Genomic DNA, 18,824 nt, shown 5'->3' with positions numbered 1-18,824 from the left:
AATTAGCTATTTTTTATGAATGCCAAAAAACTCAAGCACTTTAGTTTTAATTTTAAGGCAATGGGTACGCTGTGCGAACTGCAGTTGTTCAGTGAGCATCCGGGCAAAGCCAATCGGCTGGGTAAGCGGGTGATTGCTGATGTAGCCAGACTGGAAGCCAAATACTCGCGGTATAGTCCGGATAGTTTTTTGAGTCAGATTAATCGGATCGCTATCCAAGGCGGCCAGATTGAGGTTGATCCGGAAACAGCGGTGCTGCTGGATTATGCGGAAACCTGCTATCAGCAAAGCGATGGCTTGTTTGATATCAGCTCCGGAGTGTTGCGTCAGGCCTGGCGATTTCGTGAAGAACGCCTGCCTAGTCAGGATGAAATTGATGTGTTGCTGGCAAATGTCGGCTGGCGCAAGCTGCACTGGTGTGCGCCGCTGTTGGTGTTTCCGCAAGCCGGTATGGAGCTTGACTTTGGCGGTATCGTCAAGGAATATGCGGTGGATCGGGCGGCGACTTTATGCCGGGAAGCGGATATTCGGCATGGTTTGATCAATCTGGGTGGCGACATCCGTCTGATTGGTCCGCGCGGTGACGGTTCACCGTGGATAGTGGGTATCGCTCATCCGCGCCGACTAGGTGGGGTATTGCTGAATTTGGCTGTACAGCGCGGGGCCTTGGCTTGTAGCGGCGATTATGAGCGTTGTATTGTAATTGATGGGGTGCGCTATGCACATATTCTTAACCCCAAAACCGGTTGGCCGGTACGGCATTTGGCGGCGGTATCGGTGATGAGCGATTTTTGTGTGGTGGCCGGCAGTGCTTCTACGATTGCAATGCTTAAGGAGGAGCAAGGACCGGCCTGGTTGCAAGAGCTGGGGTTGCCGCATTTGTGGATGGATGTTGACGGTAATCAGGGCGGCGATTTATAGACGGGCTGCCAAGTCTGCGGCAGCTTAATTTTCTGGAATTGAACATGATACACGAGACCTTGATCACCACTGTTAATGCTCAGGGGGTGGCGCATATTGCGCCTATGGGGGTGCGCATTGAGGATGGGCATTATGTGATTCAGCCGGTGAAACCTAATCTTACTTTGAATAATATGCTGGAAACCCAGGCAGCGGTGATTAATTATTGTGATGATGTGCGAATTTTTGTGGGTACCTTAACCGGGCGGCGGGATTGGCCTTTATTGCCGGCTCAGCAGGTTAATGGCTATTTTTTAGCCGATACGCTGACTCATACCGAATTGAAGCTGGTGCATATTAAGGATGATGTTATGCGGCCACAAGTGTTTTGCAAGGCGGTTCACAGTGTTATTCATAAACCGTTTCTGGGTTTTAACCGGGCGCAATTTTCGGTGCTGGAGGCGGCGATTTTGATTAGCCGGATAGATAGTTTGCCGTGGAAGCAAGTGAAAACCGAGCTGGATTATTTACGCACAGGTCTGGATAAAACCGCTGGTGACAGGGAGCGGCAGGCTTGGACATGGCTGATGCAGGCTGTGGAGCGATATCGAGTTTATAAGAGCCGTTAAAATTGGGTCCCGCCAATTCCTTGCGCAAGCCATATAATTGTAGTCACTAAATTAGCTTAATTTACATAATATAATAGTAGTCGACCAATCATATTTTGCCGGATACGGCGTGGGATGCGCTGAACGCAGTGATGCGCATCAATTGCGAACCATGTGGCTCCAGAGTCAGCACATCGTCTGGCGCTGTCGTCAAGTCAACCATTAGTTGTTTTAAACAGATATTTCAAGATCTGCGCTGAATAATTACAATTTTTCTTAATCAAGTAATAATCTGCAGGCTTAATGCGACCAGCAATAACAGCCAAATGGCCAGGAGCGGATAAAACGGCGGCACCGTTTTGGAGCTGCCTACCACGCAGATGAGCAAGGTAGCGATGTCGGTTAGTCTGGATAAGGGTTTGCAGATATGGGCTTTGGCCAAGGCCCTACTCAAGTTGGCTTTTATGCTTGAGGTGATCCCTGATGCTTGGTTGGGTTTCATTGTCTGTGTGCTTATGAGATAGATGAATAAATTCAAGCAATAAATACGCCATAAATTCAAGTTATGGCTTAAGAATCTGCGTCATGTCAGGTAACAATTAACCGTCATAAAAATTTAGTTGCAAAATTCGGCTTTCTTTACTATGTTAATAAAGAACATTAGCGCTAAGGTAAATGTTTGCCCGGTAATCCGTGATTACCATGAGATGTGATTTGGGATTAGCTTATGCGTTATAAGTTAGGGGGTATGCGACGGCTATCCTACACAGTCGACTAGGACAGCAAAACCTATGTCATAACCATAATAAAACTATTAACCGCAAAGGAAAACGCTAGCGTAGAGCGCAAGCGAATATGATGTAATCGCAGTCGGCAGCCTAGATTTAGCCTTGCTGTACTGAGACTACGGTGAGTAGTAAAACATAATAACTATCAGTACGATGAGCCAAGTAAGGGATATACCAGCCACTGTAGAACCGATAGCGCCCGATAGCCAGTCGGGAGATGATCAACAAAATCCCCCATCTTCTGCCCCAACCGAACCACCCAAACAAAACTTCGTCCCTGCCCCGGAATTACCCACTCAGCTTGGCCCCCACGGCATTCGTTACGATTTCAACGATGGTTGCCGGCTTTTACTGCCGGAAGGCAACTGGCGGGTGCGCATTTCAGACCTCGATACCGGCAATATCGTCTTCGAAACCAATATCCAGGCTGGCCGCGTCAATACCGCCAAACGTTATTTTGTCCGCAACCGTTTGCAAATTTGGTCAGGTGAAGAGCTGATCCTCAGCCACGACTTTGCGGCAAACGATCAACATGTCTTGATTCAACTACCGGTCGGCACCCTGGGCGATACTCTGGGCTGGTTGCCTTATCTGGTTAAATTTCAGCAGCAGCACGGCTGCCGCTTGACTTGCGCATTGGCCGAACGGCTGATTCCTTTATTCCGCGATGCTTATCCCGACATCGAATTGCTTAGTCACGAAGCTGTCAGTGCCGAGCGCTATTACGCCACTTATCGCATCGGTCTGTTTTTTGACGACGAGCAGAATATTCATCAGCCCTGTGATTTTCGGCTGGTGGGCTTACACCGCACTGCCGGCTATATTCTGGGTGTAGACCCCACCGAACAGCCGCCGCGTATCCAGCTAAAAAACAGTAGTCGGCCTATCCCTGAGCCGTATATCTGCATTGCCAGCCAAAGCACCACCCAATGCAAATACTGGAACAACCCCAACGGCTGGCGGGAACTGGTCGGTTATCTCAAAGCCCAGGGCTATCGGGTAATCTGCATCGACCAAAAACCGGTACACGGCACCGGCATCGTCTGGAATCATATTCCCTATGGCGCCGAAGACCAGACCGGCGACCAGGATTTGCTGGAACGGGCCCGCTGGCTGCAACATGCCGAATTCTTTATTGGTTTGAGCAGCGGCTTAAGCTGGCTGGCCTGGGCCATGCAAACCCCGGTGGTCATGATCAGCGGTTTTACTCATCCGACCAACGAATTTGCCACCCCTTACCGGGTCATCAACTACCACACTTGCAACAGTTGCTGGAACGATGTCCGGCATCGCTTTGACCATAAAGACTTTTTCTGGTGTCCGCGTCATAAAGACACGCCACGCCAGTTTGAATGTACCCGGCTGATTACAGTTGACCATGTCAAAGCCGTGATTCAGCAGATACCTGGATTTACAGAATCTTCAACACCCAGCATTGCCAAAATCAATTAATTGTCACCCCAAGGAGCTGTACCATGACTATTTACAAACTGCCTTATGTTTCATCTGGCGTTACTGTTACCACTAGTAATGGTACTGTGCTAAACAGCGGTGATCAGGAGTTGATTACCAGTGGCGGTACCGCCTATTACACCACTGTCAACAGCGGTGGGCTTGAAGTGGTCTCCAGTGGCGGTATTGCTGACTATAGCTATATCCAAAGCGGCGGTAAAGAGACTGTTTCCGGCGGGGGTGTTGATAATAGTACCACGATATACTCCGGAGGGGTTCAAACCATCACCAGCGGTGGTTCGGCCTATGGTGACAGTGTTTATGCCGGCGGGATTCAAACAGTTTCCAGTGGCGGTGTTGCTGTTGATACTTATGGTCAAGCCTCAGCTAGTGTCCTGATCAATAATGGTGGTAAGGAGCTGGTTAGTGCCGGTACGGCCTATTATGTTACCGTCAACAGTGGCGGTACTGAGGTGGTTTCCAGCGGCGGTAGTGCCCAGTACACCATTTTGAATAGTGGTGGTACTGAGCAGGTAGCCAGCGGTGGTATCAGCTATTACACCACTGTCAATAAAGGCGGCAATGAGCAAATCGCCAGCGGCGGTAATGTTTATTACACCACTATCTTAAGCGGTGCCGGCCAAGTGCTGAGCAATGGAGCCGGTGCCACCGGCACTTATATTTCCAGTGGCGGCAGCGAGATCGTCTCCAGCGGTGGCTTGGCAACGAATCTTTCTATTTATAGCAGTGGTAACGAAACGGTTTCCAGTGGTGGTGTTGATAATGGCAGCTATGTTTACAGTGGCGGCACAGAAACTGTCTCCAGTGGCGGTACTGCTATCAATACTTATGGTCAGGGCGGTAGCATCCTGATCAATAATGGCGGTAAGGAAGTTGCCAGTGCCGGTACAGCTTATTATGTCATCGTCAACAGTGGTGGTACTGAAGTAGTTTCCAGCAGTGGTCAGGCTTACTACACCACCTTGAATAGCGGGGGTACCGAGCAGGTAGCCAGCGGTGGTACCAGCTATTACACGACTGTTAATAAAGGCGGCAGCGAGAAAGTTGCCAGTGGTGGTAATGTTTATTACACGACTATCTTAAGTGGTGCCAGCGAAGTGCTGAGCAACGGTGCGAGTGCGACTGGCACCTCTATTTCCGGCGGCGGCAGCGAGATTGTCTCCAGCGGCGGTGTAGCAACTAATATTTATATTAGCAGTGGCGGTAGCGAAACGGTCTCTAGCGGTGGGGTGAATAATGGTGCCTATATATACAGCGGCGGTACTGAAATTGTGTCTAGTGGCGGTACCGATAATGGTACCAATATTTATGCCGGTGGCACAGAAACGGTCTCCAGCGGCGGCCTTGCCATCAACACTTATGGTCAGAACGGCGGCAGCGTCCAGATCAATAACGGCGGTAAGGAACTGGTTAGTGCCGGCACCGCCTATTATGTCACCGTCAACAGCGGCGGCACAGAGCAGGTAGCCAGTGGTGGTGCCAGCTATTACGCCACAATCAGTAAAGGTGGCAATGAGCAGATTGCCAGTGGTGGCAATGTTTATTACACCACTATCTTAAGCGGTACTAACGAAGTGCTGAGTAACGGTGCCGGTGCGACTGGCAGCTATGTGTCCAGCGGCGGCAGTGAAATCGTTTCCAGCGGTGGCGTGGCGAATAATGTCACCATTTCTGCCGGGGCTAGCGAAACAGTCTACGGCGTGAATAATGCTGCCTATATATACGGTACTGAAACGGTTGCCAGCGGCGGTATTAATAGCGGTACTTATGTTTACAGCGGCGGTACTGAAATTGTGTCTAGTGGCGGTACCGATAATGGTACCAATATTTATGCCGGTGGCACAGAAACGGTCTCCAGCGGCGGCCTTGCCATCAACACTTATGGTCAGAACGGCGGCAGCGTCCAGATCAATAACGGCGGTAAGGAACTGGTTAGTGCCGGCACCGCCTATTATGTCACCGTCAACAGCGGCGGCACAGAGCAGGTAGCCAGTGGTGGTGCCAGCTATTACGCCACAATCAGTAAAGGTGGCAATGAGCAGATTGCCAGTGGTGGCAATGTTTATTACACCACTATCTTAAGCGGTACTAACGAAGTGCTGAGTAACGGTGCCGGTGCGACTGGCAGCTATGTGTCCAGCGGCGGCAGTGAAATCGTTTCCAGCGGTGGCGTGGCGAATAATGTCACCATTTCTGCCGGGGCTAGCGAAACAGTCTACGGCGTGAATAATGCCGCCTATGTTTACGGGACTGAAACAGTTGCCAGTGGTGGGGTTGATAGCGGCACTTATGTTTACAGCGGCGGTTCGGAAACTGTGAGCAGTGGCGGTTTGGCCATCAATACCTTCAACCAAGGTGCTTATTCTTACGGCAGCGGTAACGGCAGTGTTTTGATCAATAACGGCGGTAAAGAACTGGTTAGCGCCGGTACTGCCTATGATGTTACCGTCAACAGCGGTGGCACCGAACTGGTCAGCAGTGGCGGTACGACTTATTACACTATTATCAACTCTGGCGGCGTTGAGCAAATTACCAGCGGCGGCGCTGTTTATTACACCACCTTAAACAGCGTCAGCGAGGTGGTGGGTAACGGGATTACTGCAACCAACACTACGCTCAACAGCGGTGGTAGCGAGATTGTCTCAAGCGGCGGTGTAGCCAATGGTGCCAAGCTGAATGGCGGCGGCAGTGAGATCGTTTACAGTGGTGGCGTGGTCAACGGCGCCACAATTAACAGCGCCGGCAGTGAGATTGTTTCCAGCGGCGGTGTGGCTACAAATGTGAACATCGCAGTTGGTGCCAGCGAAACAGTCTACGGTGTGAATAACGCTGCCTATATTTACGGGACTGAAACGGTTGCCAGCGGTGGGGTTGATAGCGGCACTTATGTTTACAGCGGCGGTTCGGAAACTGTGACTAGCGGCGGTCTGGCCATCAATACCTTCAACCAAGGTGCTTATTATTACGGCAGCGGCAGCGTCTTGATCAATAACGGCGGCAAAGAACTGGTTAGTGCCGGTCAGGCCTATGATGTCAGCGTCAACAGCGGTGGTACCGAGCTGGTCAGTAGTGGCGGTACTGCCTATTACTCTATTATCAACTCCGGCGGCACCGAGCAGATCGCCAGTAGTGGCGTAAGCTATTACACGGCTATCAACTCCGGTAGTAACGAATTAATTAGCAAAGGCGGTGTGGCCAACAACGATACCGTTTACAGCGGCGGTACCGAAACCATCGCCAGCGGTGGTATTGCTTACTACCCGGTCAACAGCGGCGGTAAAGAAATCGTGTTGAGCGGCGGCGAACTGGTGGTTAATAACACTACCACCGGCATCAGCCTGAATGGCGGCGCGATTCTGGATTTGCCGGGTGTGGTGGCCACAGCCGGCAGCGTCAACGCCAGCAATCAGTTGGTATTGACCAGCGGTGGTAGCGTGGTGGAAACCTTGGGCTTAGTCGGTGATAACAGCAATTTTAGTTTTAGCACCAAAACCGATGGCAGCGGCGGTACCTTGGTCACAGTGGCGGTGATTCCACCCACCTTGACTAAAGCGGTGTATAACGCTGCCAATGGTCAATTAAGCCTGACCGGCACTCATTTAACCAGTCTGGCCAGTAACTTTATTGTGACCGATCTGACGCTGAAAGGTGATGGTGCCACCGCTTATACCTTAACCAGTGGCAGTGTGGTGAGCGGCACTCCTAGCAACAGCGGGGCTGTGATTCAACTGTCTGCGGCCGATCAGTTAGCCATCAACGGCTTGCTGAATAAAATCGGTACCCAAGCCAATGATGGCCTGACCAATTACAATCTGAGTGCGATAGCCGGTTGGGATGCCTATGCCGGGGCGATTACCACCTTGCCGATCACCGTCAGCAATGTCACTGCGCCGACCATCAGCAGCGTTAGCTATAATGCGGCAACCGGTGTGTTCAGCGTCACCGGTGCCAATCTGGACAACCACGGCAGTGCCAACGGCATTAACCTGCCGGGCCTGACCTTTAGCGGCGGCAGCGGCACTTACACCTTTAGCGCCACCAATGACAGCGTCAGCAATCTCAGTGCCACTGGTTTTACCATTACCTTAAGTGCAGCTGATAAAACCAGCATCAACAGCTTCATCACCGATAACGGCACGGCACCGGTGAGTGGCGCAGCCTACAATCTGGCAGCGACTGTTAACTGGGACAGCGACAGCGGGGCGAAAATTATCACCCAACCGGTCACGGTCAGCGGTTTGCCGACTGCTTTGACTGGCGTGGCCTATAACGCCGGTACCGGCGTATTAACCCTAAGCGGTCACAATCTGGCCACCACAGCAGCGGGTTATCTGGTCAGTGATCTGACTTTGAAAGGTGACGGCAATACCAGCTATACCTTGACCGGCGGCAGTGTGGTCAGCGGCACCCCGGCCAGCAACGGCACAGGGGTCAGCATCCAATTGTCCACAGTTGATCAATTGGCTATCAACGGTTTGCTCAACAAAGCCGGCACCCAGGCTAATGACGGTGTCACCACTTATAATCTCAGCGCAATCAGTGGTTGGGATACCGGCGCAGCCGCTGTTACCACCCAGGGTGTCACGGTCGGCAATGTTACTGCGCCGACTATCAGCAGTGTGGCTTACAACGCCGCCACCGGCGTATTCACCGTTACCGGCGCCAACCTCGACAACCACGGCAGCAGCAACGGCATTAACCTGCCGGGCCTGACCTTAACCGGCGGCAGCGGTACTTATACCTTTAGCGCCACCACTGACAGCGTCAGCAATCTCAGCGCCACCGGCTTTACCTTGACCTTAAGCAGTGCCGACCAAGCACTGGTAAACGCCTTCGTCACTGATAACGGCACCGCACCGGCTAACGGTGCTGTCTACAATTTGGCGGCTGCGCTGAATTGGGATAGCGACAGTGGTGCCAAGATTACCACCCAAGCGGTGACAGTCAGCGGTTTATCACCATCCCTGAGCGGGGTGAGCTATAACGCCGGCAGCGGTATATTAACCCTGAGCGGCCATAACCTGGCTACTACCGCAGCGGGTTATGTGGTCAGTGATCTGACTTTGAAAGGTGACGGCAATACCAGCTATACCCTGACCGGCGGCAGTGTGGTCAGCGGCACCCCGGCCGGCAACGGCACCGGGGTCAGCATCCAATTGTCCACAGTTGATCAATTGGCTATCAACGGTTTGCTCAACAAAGCCGGCACCCAGGCTAATGACGGTGTCACCACTTATAATCTCAGCGCAATCAGTGGCTGGGATACCGGCGCAGCCGCTGTTACCACCCAGAGCGTCACGGTCGGCAATGTTACTGCGCCGACTATCAGCGGTGTGGCTTACAACGCCGCCACCGGCGTATTCACCGTTACCGGCGCCAATCTGGACAACCACGGCAGCAGCAACGGCATTAACCTGCCGGGCCTGACCTTAACCGGCGGCAGCGGTACTTATACCTTTAGCGCCACCACTGACAGCGTCAGCAATCTCAGCGCCACCGGCTTTACCCTGACCTTAAGCAGTGCCGATAAAACCAGCGTTAACAGTTTTGTCAATGCCAACGGCACCGCACCCACCAGCGGCAAAGCCTACAATCTGGCGGCCAGCGTGAATTGGGACAGCGACAGCGGTGCGCAAATTACAACTCAGTCCGTCACCGTCAGCGGCCTCAGCTCCAGCTTACCAACCCTGAGCCAGGTGGCCTACAACGCCGGCACCGGTGTGCTGAGCCTGAGCGGTACCAATTTCACCACCACGGCGGCAGGCTATGTGGTCGGCGATCTGACCTTGAAAGGTGATGGCAATACCAGCTATACCTTGACCAGCGGCAGTGTGGTGAAAGGTACGCCAACCGCCACCGGGGTCAGCATACAATTGTCGGCAGCCGATCAGCTTGCCATCAACGGCTTGTTGAACAAAGCCGGCACCCAGGCTAATGACAGCATTAGCAACTACAGTTTGACGGCTACCAGCGGCTGGGATACCGGGGCGGGAGCCACCAACCTGGGTGTCACCGTCAGCAATGTCACTGCACCCACCATCAGCAGCGTGGCTTATAACGCTACCACCGGTGTGTTCACCGTGACTGGGGCTAATCTGGACAATCACGGCAGTGCCAACGGCATAGCTTTGGGTAACTTCACCCTAAGCGCCGGCAGCAGCAGTTATACCTTCAGTGCCGTCAATGACACGATTAGCAATTTGACCGCCACCGGCTTTAAGATCAGCTTAAGCAGTGCCGACGAGGCAGTGGTGAATAACTTTGTCACCACCAATGGCACCAGCACCACGGGTGGCGCAGTTTACAATCTGGCGGCGACAGCGAACTGGGATAGCGATAGTGGTGCCGCTATTACCACTCAGGGCGTCAGCGTTAGTGGTGCCGCACTCAGTGTGGTCAACTCAGGCAGCTTTACCAATCCGCAAGGCGTGGCGCTGGATAGTGCCGGCAATATCTATGTTACCGATTTTGCCGTCAATACCATCGTCAAAATTGCGGCCGGCACTTATGCTGCCAGCACTTTCTTGAATGTCAACCAGCCTTCGGGATTGGTGATCGATAAAGCCGGCAATTTCTATGTCAGTGAATACGGCAATAATACCGTGCAGGAATTTACGGCCGGCAGCCTGGCACCTACCACTATCGCAACGGGTTTGAATAAACCGACCGGCTTGTCGCTGGATAGTGCCGGTAATGTCTATGTCGTCAACAGCGGTAATGCCAGTCTGACGGAAATCAATCATGCCCTTTACCTGCCGACAGCGACGGCTGTGACCCCTACCCCGGTCAACAACCTGTGGGAAAACACCGGGCAAATCGAGTTGTCAAAAGCCCTGTTTACCGCCTTTGCCGGTGCCAGTGGCGTGACCGCCGCCAACTTCAGTAATGCCGCAGCAGCCACTACCCCAACGGATTATCTGTACTACAACGCCACTAATGGCGGCTTGTATTACGATGCCAATGGTTCAGTGAGCGGCCCGGCCACGGAAATTGCGGTGATAGGTTTAAGCAGTCACCCAACCGCCTTGAGTGCAGGCGATTTTACCTTGATTCCATAATTTGGAGATTTAGGTCAATATAAGCCCAGGGGCTGGCAGGATCTCCTGACAGCCCCTGCTTTTTGAGTACCCACCGTGCGCCCTGTAGCCTCGACGCAACGCAGTGGAATCGAGGAATGCGCAGCATAACCTTAATCAAACCAGCGTCAGCGGAATTCAACAATGCCCTCTAAAGCTTCAACCCAAACCTAACCATTATCAAAGCGACCACCATGTAGGGTGGCTTCGCCGCCAGGCAAGCCACCAAAACTTCGCGGGTGTTTGGTGTCTAACTATCGCAAAAACACCCTGCGCAACAGCCAACCATAACCCGCATCATCCCAGCCCGCTCCCTTCATGCAACAATAGCCTGTCAAATCGCGACCGTAGCCTCGATGCAACGCAGTGGAATCGAGGACCTCGCAGCATAACCTTAATCAAACCAGCGTCGAACTCAACAATGCCCTCTAAAGCTTCAACCCAAACCTAACCATTATCAAAGCGACCACCATGTAGGGTGGCTTCGCCGCCAGGCAAGCCACCAAAACTTCACGGGTGTTTGGTGTCTAACTATCGCAAAAACACCCTGCGCAACAGCCAACCATAACCCGCATCATCGCAGCCCACTCCCTTCATGCAACAATAGCCTGTCTAATCGCGACCGGAGCCTCGATGCAACGCAGTGGAATCGAGGAATTCGCAGCATAACCTTAATCAAACCAGCGTCGAACTCAACAATGCCCTCTACCGCTTCAACCAAAGTCAACCACTAACGCAGCATAAAGCTTATCAAAAAGAACAGCTGTTTTTAGCCATCGAAACGGCGTACATCAGCGGGTAATTTGGCAAATACCGGGTGTCTGGGGATTTGGTAATGCTCAGGGTAATAGACCCCACCCAGATGCAGCCCCTGGGGTGGTGCTGTGACAGCGGCGGCGGCGCGATTTTTGATAGCCAGCAGGGCCAGCGGCCAGTCTACCGGCTGTCTGCCCATGCCGACATCCAGCAACACACCGGTAATGTTTCTAACCATATGATGCAAGAAGGCATTGGCGCAAATATCGATAATCACTCGCTGTTCGTCACGATAAACATCCACAAAATGCATTAAGCGGCTGGGGCTTTGGGATTGACAGGACTGGGCGCGAAACGAGGTGAAATCATGTTCACCCAGCAGATATTGACCGGCCTGATGCATTTTTTCGGCATCCAGGGCGTAAGCGCACCAGGTGCTTTGTCTGCCGTATAGTGCCGATTTCATAGACCGGTTTAAAATGATGTAACGGTAGAAGCGGGCTATGGCGCTATAGCGGGCATGGAAATCCGCCACTGCCGGTTGTGACCAGATTATCCGGATATCATCGGGCAAATAACTGTTGACTCCCAAGACCCAGGCACGCGGATCGCGTACCGCATCGGTGTCAAAATGCACGACCTGCTCCAGGGCATGCACACCGGCATCAGTGCGCCCGGCACACAATACCGTAACGGGGTGTTGGGCTATCCGGCTTAAGGCGCTTTGCAATACGGCTTGGACACTGGGGCTGTGTTGCTGAAATTGCCAGCCGGCATAGGCGCTGCCATCATATTCCACACCTAAGACGATACGCGGCATAACTGAGTTTTATTCATGGATATAAACCCGGCAACCGGGGCTGACCAGTTCGAACAATGCCGTCACATCGGCATTATGCATACGGACACAGCCGTGCGAATCGGGTACGCCGTCGATTAAATGATCCGGGCTGCCGTGGATGTAAATATAGCGTGAGCCGCTGTCCACCGCACCGTAACGGTTTTTACCCGGCTCCAGACCGCTGAGCCAGAGGATGCGAGTTAGTATCCAGTCGCGCTGGGGATGCTGGGCAGCCAAATCGGGGCTGTATATTTCTCCGGTGGGACGGCGACCGACAAATACCGCAGCCAAAGGTGCTGCCGCGCCGATCTTGGCACGGATACAATGCCAGCCTAATGGCGTACAAAAACTGCCCTTGCGTTGGCCGGCGCCGTTTTTGGCGGTGGATACCGGAAATACCCGCTTAATCACACCTGACTCTATCAGGCTAAGCTCCTGGCGGGCCAGGGAAATATCCAGATAGTTTGCCGCCGGTTTCATGATTTGACAAACAAAGCGATGGATTCGACATGGGCGGTTTGTGGAAACATGTCCATCACCCCGGCTTTGACCAGGGTATAGCCTAATTCATTAACCAAGATGCCGGCATCCCGCGCCAATGTCGATGGATTACAGGACACATAAACAATGCGTTCAGGTTGCCAGTGCCTGAAGTTGTGCAAAATTTCGGCAGCGCCGGCCCTGGAGGGGTCTAATAACACTTTGGTGAATTTAAGCTGGCTCCAGGGTTGGTCGCTGACATCTTTGCTCAAATCGGCGGCATGAAACTGCACATTATCAAGATTATTCAGAGCGGCATTGGCTCGGGCGTGATGCAGTAAGGGTTGATCCACTTCCACGCCTATAACTTGGCCGGCCAGGGTGGCCAAGGGCAAGGTGAAATTACCCAGGCCGCAGAATAAATCCAGCACCCGGTCTTCGCGGCTGAGTTGCAAAGCTTCCAGGGCCTGACTAACCATTTGCCGGTTAATTTCATAATTGACCTGAGTAAACATGGCCGGGCGGAAATTAAAGTTCAGGCCTTGAGCCGGCAGGCTGTAGCTGGGAATGACTTCAGTTTCGCCATCCAGCGGATGGATGCTGTCCGGGCCTTTGGGCTGCAAGCAAATTGTGACGCCAAGTTGCCGGGCAAATTCAGCCATGCGTTGCTGGTCGGCAGCCGTGGGCGGCTCCAGTACCCGAAACGCCAGGACGCAGGCGTTTTCGCCGACGGCGACTTCTATCTGGGGGATTTTGTCTTTGATGGACAAGCCGGCAATCATATCCGCCAGTGCGGTCAGATTCTCGCCTATCAGCGGATACATGACTTTGCAACTGTCGATTTCGGCCAGATAGGGATTGCGCCGTTCCCGGAAACCCACCAGTACCTTGCCTTTTTTGGCGACATATTTAACACCCATACGGGCTTTGGTGCGATAGCCCCAGTGCGGACCGGTCAGGGCCGGCCAAATTTGCGGAATATCCAGTTTGCCGATGCGGTTGAATTGTTCGCCCAGCAAAAGTTGCTTGATTTTGATCTGTTCAGCATCGCTGACATGCTGAAAACTGCAGCCACCGCACACACCAAAATGTGGGCATTGCGGTTCGCTACGTTGGGCGGAACGGCTGTGCAGAGTTTGCACTTTGCCTTCAGCATAGTCACGGCGATTGTCGGTATAGACAAATTCCAGGGATTCTCCCGGCAAGGCTTCGTCAATAAAGACGACTTTGCCGTCCACTCGGGCGATGCCCCGGCCATCGTGAGCCAGTGAATCGATAGTGGTCGTGACGGCGGCTTGGGGTAGTTTTTTTCTTTGAGCCATTGATGGTGTATTGCTGGTTTATTGACCAATTTTTAGACAGTCTAAAAATCCTGTTTGGTTTACATAATGTTACAGTTTATTGACACCGGATGCTCACAAAGTTATCCACAGATTTTGGGGATTTGTGTGCAAATGTATATCTCTTCGTGGCTAATGCAGATTAAGGGCAATCTGGCGGCTTAAATCTGTAAACCAGTCTGCCGGAGCCAGAGCCTGAATAGCCGCCTCCCCAGCCGGTTTGGCTTTGAAATAGCTGGCTTAGCGGATTGAGACTTAGGCTTCAATAGCACTTCCATAAAGTAATAGATATTATAAATCAATTTGTTGGGCTTGTGGGGTGTGCCGGTATCAGGCAGTGCATTGCTCGCGATTGATGGGCCTATCCATGCTTAGCTGATCCTATACAGTAAACGCTGGCTAGGGAGCTGACCAAATTTAACGCAATTTAACAAACCCGCTTAGCTTACATTAGTTTAGCTATTTCAGACACTGTTTGCCCACAAAGTTATCCACAGCAATTGTGGATTAAGTAACTTCTGTGGGTGGAATTGTGATCTGCCTAGCTGGGAAATACCCCGGTGGATAAATAGCGGTCGCCACGATCACAGACGATAGCAACTATCAAGGCATATTCCAGCGTTTGTGCCAATTGTAAAGCCACATGCACGGCTCCACCGGAAGAGATGCCGGCAAAAATGCCCTCTTCTGCAGCCAAAGCTCGGGTGGTGTTTTCTGCATCGAGCTGATCAACATCAATAATCCGGTCGACCTGATCGGCATGATAGATTTTAGGTAAATATTCCTGTGGCCAGCGCCGAATACCGGGAATTTTGGATGCGCCTTTGGGTTGCACACCCACAATTTCGATAGCCGGATTTTGCTGTTTAAGATAACGCGAAGTGCCCATAATGGTACCGGTGGTGCCCATAGAACTGACAAAGTGAGTGATTTTGCCGTGGGTATCGCGCCAGATTTCCGGGCCGGTACTATCGAAATGGGCTTGCGGATTGTCAGGATTGGCAAATTGATCAAGTATCCGCCCTGCCCCGTCAGCTTCCATGCTTCTGGCTAAATCAATAGCGGCTTCCATACTGCCGGCGGCTGGGGTGAGGATGATTTCTGCGCCATAAGCCTTCATAGAGGCGATACGTTCTGCACTCATATTGTCCGGCATGATCAAAGTCATTTTATAGCCTTTAATAGCTGCCGCCATAGCCAGGGCAATGCCGGTATTGCCGCTGGTGGCTTCTATCAGCCGATCGCCCGGTTTGATTTCACCGCGCAGTTCTGCCTGTTTTATCATATTCAGGGCGGGCCGGTCTTTAACTGATCCAGCGGGATTATTGCCTTCCAGTTTAACCAGAATTGTGCTGGTTTCCGACAAATTAAGGCGTTGCAGGCGTACTAAGGGCGTGTTTCCAACAAAAGATTCTATGGTAGGGAAATTCATGATTTGCAGTTAGCCTTGAAAGAAAAAATTATATCAAATCGGCGTTGGCTAAGCTAAGCGTTCCCGCTTGAGTTAGTCTATAATCGGCAGAATCAGTCACACAAACCCTTACTGGATATGGAATCGATAGACCTGAATAGTCATGAACTTTTTATTAATCGTGAAATAAGTCTGCTGGAATTTAATATCAGGGTGCTGGCCCAGGCCCTGGACGAATCATTACCTTTATTGGAACGCCTGAATTATTTATGCATATCCTGTTCCAATCTGGATGAGTTTTATGAAGTGCGGGTGGCCAGTTTGCTGCAAATGGTGGAAATTGATCCCAACGTGATCAGTTCCGATGGGTTGACTATTAATGAGCAACTGGAACGCATAGCCGTTAAAGCCCATGAGCTGGTGGCAGAACAATACCGGGTATTAAACGATATTCTGATTCCGGCTATGGAGCAGGAAAATATCCGCTTTCTGCGCCGGGATAGCTGGAATGCCAGCCAAAAGAATTGGCTGGAAAAGTATTTTAACGAAGAATTGCTGCCGATTTTGACTCCGGTGGGGCTGGATTCGGCGCATCCGTTTCCGCGCATTCTGAACAAAAGCTTAAATTTCATCATTTCCTTGACTGGTAAGGATGCTTTTGGCCGCAACAGTGGCCGGGCCATTCTGCAAGCACCGCGCGCCCTGCCCCGCATTATTCAGTTGCCGGTGCACGATACCGAGAGCGGCCCTTATGATTTTGTGTTTTTGTCTTCGATTATTCATGCCTTTATCACCGATTTGTTCAACGGCATGACGGTCAAGGGCTGTTATCAGTTCCGGGTGACCCGCAACAGCGATTTTTTCGTGGATGATGACGCAATTGATGATTTGATGCTGGCGGTGGAAGGTGAACTGGCCATGCGTAATTACGGTGACGAAGTGCGGATGGAAATTGACGCCAATTGTCCGGAAGAAACCGTGAATTTTTTACTGGCCCGGTTTGAACTGACTTATGACCGTTTATTTATGGTCAACGGCCCGGTTAATTTAAGTCGCGCCCAGGCAGTTTACAGTCTGGTAGAACGGCCGGATTTGAAGTTCCCCCCGTTTAAATCCAATGTGCCTAGCGCTTTTGGCCGTAATAAAGATTATTTTGCCAGTATTCGTAAACAAGACATCTTACTGCATCATCCGTTTCAGTCGTTTACCCCGGTAGTGGATTTTATTCGCCAGGCCGCCAAAGATCCGGATGTGATAGCCATTAAACAGACCCTGTATCGCACCGGGGTCGATTCCCCGGTAGTGGCGGCCTTGATCAATGCCGCTAAAGCAGGTAAGGAAGTCACCGTAGTAATAGAGTTACTGGCTCGATTTGATGAGAAGGATAATATCGGTCTGGCCGCCAAATTACAGGAAGCCGCCGCCCATGTGGTCTATGGGGTGGTGGGTTATAAGACCCATGCCAAAATGTGTTTGGTGTTGCGTAAAGAAGGTAATCAGTTACGCAATTATGTGCATTTAAGTACCGGTAATTACCACCCGAAAACCGCGCGTTTATATACCGATTATGGTTTGTTTTCCTGTGATAAAGAACTGGGCGAGGATGTGCGGCGGGTATTTATGCAACTGACCAGTCTGGGTAAGGTAAGCAAACTTAACCGCTTGTTACAATCGCCGTTTACCTTGCATCATGGTTTGCTGAAAATGATAGAGCGGGAAATAGATCACGCCAAAAAAGGCAAGCCGGCCAAAATCATTATTAAAGTCAATGCGGTAGTCGAAGAGCAAGCGATACGGGCTTTATACCGGGCTTCGCAGGCAGGTGTTGAAGTTAAACTGATAGTGCGGGGTATTTGCTGTTTACGGCCCGGCGTGCCCGGCGTATCGGAGAATATAGAAGTCCGCTCCATCATTGGCCGGTTTTTGGAACATAACCGGATTTACGCCTTTATGAACGGCGGCGATTGGGCAGTATTTGCCGCCAGTGCCGATCTGATGAACCGCAATATGTTCAGGCGCGTGGAAATCAGTTTTCCGATTATCGACAAAAAACTCAGCGATCGTATTCTGACCGATTTACAACGTTATCTGAAGGATAATTCCCAATCCTGGTTGTTGCAGCAGGATGGTCAATACCACAAGATTCTGCCCGGGGATAAACCCTTATACCAGGCTCAGGCCGAACTCCTGAAATCATTTAGCTGAAGGCAGGCATTGCTATGTTTAATCCAGGAAATCATCGCCAAGTGGTGCTGGATACCGAGACCACCGGCTTAAACCCAAAAGAAGGTCATAGAATTATCGAGATAGGCTGTGTAGAACTGATTAACCGCCGCCTGACCCAAAACCGCTTTCACGTGTATTTAAATCCGGAACGGGAAATCGACGCTGGAGCCATTGAAGTACATGGTATTACCAATGAGTTTTTGCAGGATAAGCCCAAATTTCGTGAAGTGGTTGCTGACTTTTTGGCTTTTACCGCCGGTGCCGAACTGATTATCCACAATGCCCCGTTTGACGTCGGCTTTCTAAATCACGAACTGGCCATGCTGGCTGATGAAACCCGGCGCATAGAAAGCAACAGCAGCGTGTTTGACACCTTGGCCTACGCCCGCCGCATGCACCCAGGCGCACGCAACAGCCTGGATGCCTTATGCAAGCGCTACGGCGTGGACAATAGCCAGCGCGAACTCCACGGCGCTTTATTGGACGCGGAAATTCTGGCCGACGTGTATCTAACCATGACCGGCGGCCAGATTTCACTGCTGGATGATGTTAATCATCTCTTGAACGGTACTCAACAACCTATCGAGCGCTTATCAGCCGACCGACCGGCTTTGAAAGTCATTGCCTGCAGCGCAGCGGAATTGGCCGAGCATGAACAGCGGCTGGCCAAAATTCATAAGGTCAGTGGCGATAAGTGTTTGTGGTTAAGTGGCGAGTAGTGATACCCGGACTGAAAATGGTGATTTAATAGTGCAAATCAGTTTTTTGATAAGGCCGGCAGCGTAAATGTTAGTGTGCCATCTTCAGCGGCGCTGAGTATTTGTTTACGGCTTGGTGACCTGCTGCAAAAGCTTACGCACTAAGGCTTAACCCGACGGTCATGCCCTGAGATGTTTTTTTTTGCAGCATCCGCCTGATTACTGTG

11 protein-coding genes are annotated in these 18,824 nt (G+C 51.6%); 6 read left to right on the top strand and 5 right to left on the bottom strand.

Features of this window, described 5'->3' with window-relative positions:
- Positions 1-15 precede the first annotated feature (15 nt).
- Together KEF85_RS09115 and KEF85_RS09110 are read left to right on the top strand one after the other, a co-directional pair.
- A complete protein-coding gene (locus KEF85_RS09115) occupies positions 16-921 on the top strand; it encodes an FAD:protein FMN transferase (RefSeq protein WP_215579712.1) in 906 nt (301 codons plus the stop codon).
- A 44-nt stretch (positions 922-965) separates the two neighbouring features.
- Positions 966-1,529 carry a DUF447 domain-containing protein gene (locus KEF85_RS09110; RefSeq protein WP_215579710.1) on the top strand — a complete coding sequence of 188 codons (564 nt, stop codon included), beginning with the start codon at positions 966-968 and terminating at the stop codon, positions 1,527-1,529.
- A 259-nt stretch (positions 1,530-1,788) separates the two neighbouring features.
- Here the strand turns inward: KEF85_RS09110 and KEF85_RS09105 are convergent, their stop codons facing one another.
- Positions 1,789-2,010 (bottom strand): hypothetical protein, encoded by a 222-nt coding sequence (locus KEF85_RS09105; protein ID WP_215579708.1) that lies wholly within the window; start codon positions 2,008-2,010, stop codon positions 1,789-1,791.
- 439 nt (positions 2,011-2,449) lie between these two features.
- Here KEF85_RS09105 and KEF85_RS09100 point away from each other — a divergent pair, with 439 nt between their 5' ends.
- Positions 2,450-3,748: an autotransporter strand-loop-strand O-heptosyltransferase gene (locus KEF85_RS09100; RefSeq protein ID WP_215579705.1), complete on the top strand. Its 1,299-nt coding sequence runs from the start codon at positions 2,450-2,452 to the stop codon at positions 3,746-3,748.
- Between the two features lie 23 nt (positions 3,749-3,771).
- A complete protein-coding gene (locus KEF85_RS09095; RefSeq protein ID WP_215579702.1) occupies positions 3,772-10,827 on the top strand; it encodes an AIDA repeat-containing protein in 7,056 nt (2,351 codons plus the stop codon).
- Positions 10,828-11,614: 787 nt separating this feature from the next.
- Here KEF85_RS09095 and truA read toward each other — a convergent pair.
- From truA to cysM, 4 genes are all read right to left on the bottom strand, one after another.
- Positions 11,615-12,421 (bottom strand): tRNA pseudouridine(38-40) synthase TruA, encoded by an 807-nt coding sequence (gene truA, locus KEF85_RS09090; RefSeq protein WP_215579700.1) that lies wholly within the window; start codon positions 12,419-12,421, stop codon positions 11,615-11,617.
- A 9-nt stretch (positions 12,422-12,430) separates the two neighbouring features.
- Positions 12,431-12,922, bottom strand: coding sequence for a L,D-transpeptidase (locus tag KEF85_RS09085; RefSeq protein ID WP_215579698.1), 492 nt, complete (start codon positions 12,920-12,922; stop codon positions 12,431-12,433).
- Positions 12,919-14,244 carry a 23S rRNA (uracil(1939)-C(5))-methyltransferase RlmD gene (rlmD, locus tag KEF85_RS09080; protein WP_215579696.1) on the bottom strand — a complete coding sequence of 442 codons (1,326 nt, stop codon included), beginning with the start codon at positions 14,242-14,244 and terminating at the stop codon, positions 12,919-12,921. The genes KEF85_RS09085 and rlmD overlap by 4 nt, the downstream gene beginning before the upstream one ends.
- Positions 14,245-14,803: 559 nt before the next feature.
- A complete protein-coding gene (gene cysM, locus KEF85_RS09075) occupies positions 14,804-15,694 on the bottom strand; it encodes a cysteine synthase CysM (protein WP_215579687.1) in 891 nt (296 codons plus the stop codon).
- A 117-nt stretch (positions 15,695-15,811) separates the two neighbouring features.
- Here cysM and ppk1 point away from each other — a divergent pair, with 117 nt between their 5' ends.
- Together ppk1 and dnaQ are read left to right on the top strand one after the other, a co-directional pair.
- Complete coding sequence (gene ppk1, locus KEF85_RS09070; protein WP_215579685.1) at positions 15,812-17,878, top strand: polyphosphate kinase 1; 2,067 nt, start codon at positions 15,812-15,814, stop codon at positions 17,876-17,878.
- Between the two features lie 14 nt (positions 17,879-17,892).
- Complete coding sequence (gene dnaQ, locus KEF85_RS09065) at positions 17,893-18,618, top strand: DNA polymerase III subunit epsilon (RefSeq protein ID WP_215579683.1); 726 nt, start codon at positions 17,893-17,895, stop codon at positions 18,616-18,618.
- The last annotated feature ends 206 nt before the right edge of the window (positions 18,619-18,824 follow it).

Source organism: Methylomonas paludis (assembly GCF_018734325.1).
Classification (GTDB): domain Bacteria; phylum Pseudomonadota; class Gammaproteobacteria; order Methylococcales; family Methylomonadaceae; genus Methylomonas; species Methylomonas paludis.
Note: the sequence above shows the minus strand (reverse complement) of the source record. Positions and strands in the feature narration are given on the sequence as shown.

What these genes read in the sequence shown, in the direction of transcription:
- KEF85_RS09115 (WP_215579712.1), top strand. Translation starts at nt 16, where the DNA reads ATGAATGCCAAAAAACTCAAGCACTTTAGTTTTAATTTTAAGGCAATG.
- KEF85_RS09110 (WP_215579710.1), top strand. Translation starts at nt 966, where the DNA reads ATGATACACGAGACCTTGATCACCACTGTTAATGCTCAGGGGGTGGCG.
- KEF85_RS09105 (WP_215579708.1), bottom strand. Translation starts at nt 2,010, where the DNA reads ATGAAACCCAACCAAGCATCAGGGATCACCTCAAGCATAAAAGCCAAC.
- KEF85_RS09100 (WP_215579705.1), top strand. Translation starts at nt 2,450, where the DNA reads ATGAGCCAAGTAAGGGATATACCAGCCACTGTAGAACCGATAGCGCCC.
- KEF85_RS09095 (WP_215579702.1), top strand. Translation starts at nt 3,772, where the DNA reads ATGACTATTTACAAACTGCCTTATGTTTCATCTGGCGTTACTGTTACC.
- truA (WP_215579700.1), bottom strand. Translation starts at nt 12,421, where the DNA reads ATGCCGCGTATCGTCTTAGGTGTGGAATATGATGGCAGCGCCTATGCC.
- KEF85_RS09085 (WP_215579698.1), bottom strand. Translation starts at nt 12,922, where the DNA reads ATGAAACCGGCGGCAAACTATCTGGATATTTCCCTGGCCCGCCAGGAG.
- rlmD (WP_215579696.1), bottom strand. Translation starts at nt 14,244, where the DNA reads ATGGCTCAAAGAAAAAAACTACCCCAAGCCGCCGTCACGACCACTATC.
- cysM (WP_215579687.1), bottom strand. Translation starts at nt 15,694, where the DNA reads ATGAATTTCCCTACCATAGAATCTTTTGTTGGAAACACGCCCTTAGTA.
- ppk1 (WP_215579685.1), top strand. Translation starts at nt 15,812, where the DNA reads ATGGAATCGATAGACCTGAATAGTCATGAACTTTTTATTAATCGTGAA.
- dnaQ (WP_215579683.1), top strand. Translation starts at nt 17,893, where the DNA reads ATGTTTAATCCAGGAAATCATCGCCAAGTGGTGCTGGATACCGAGACC.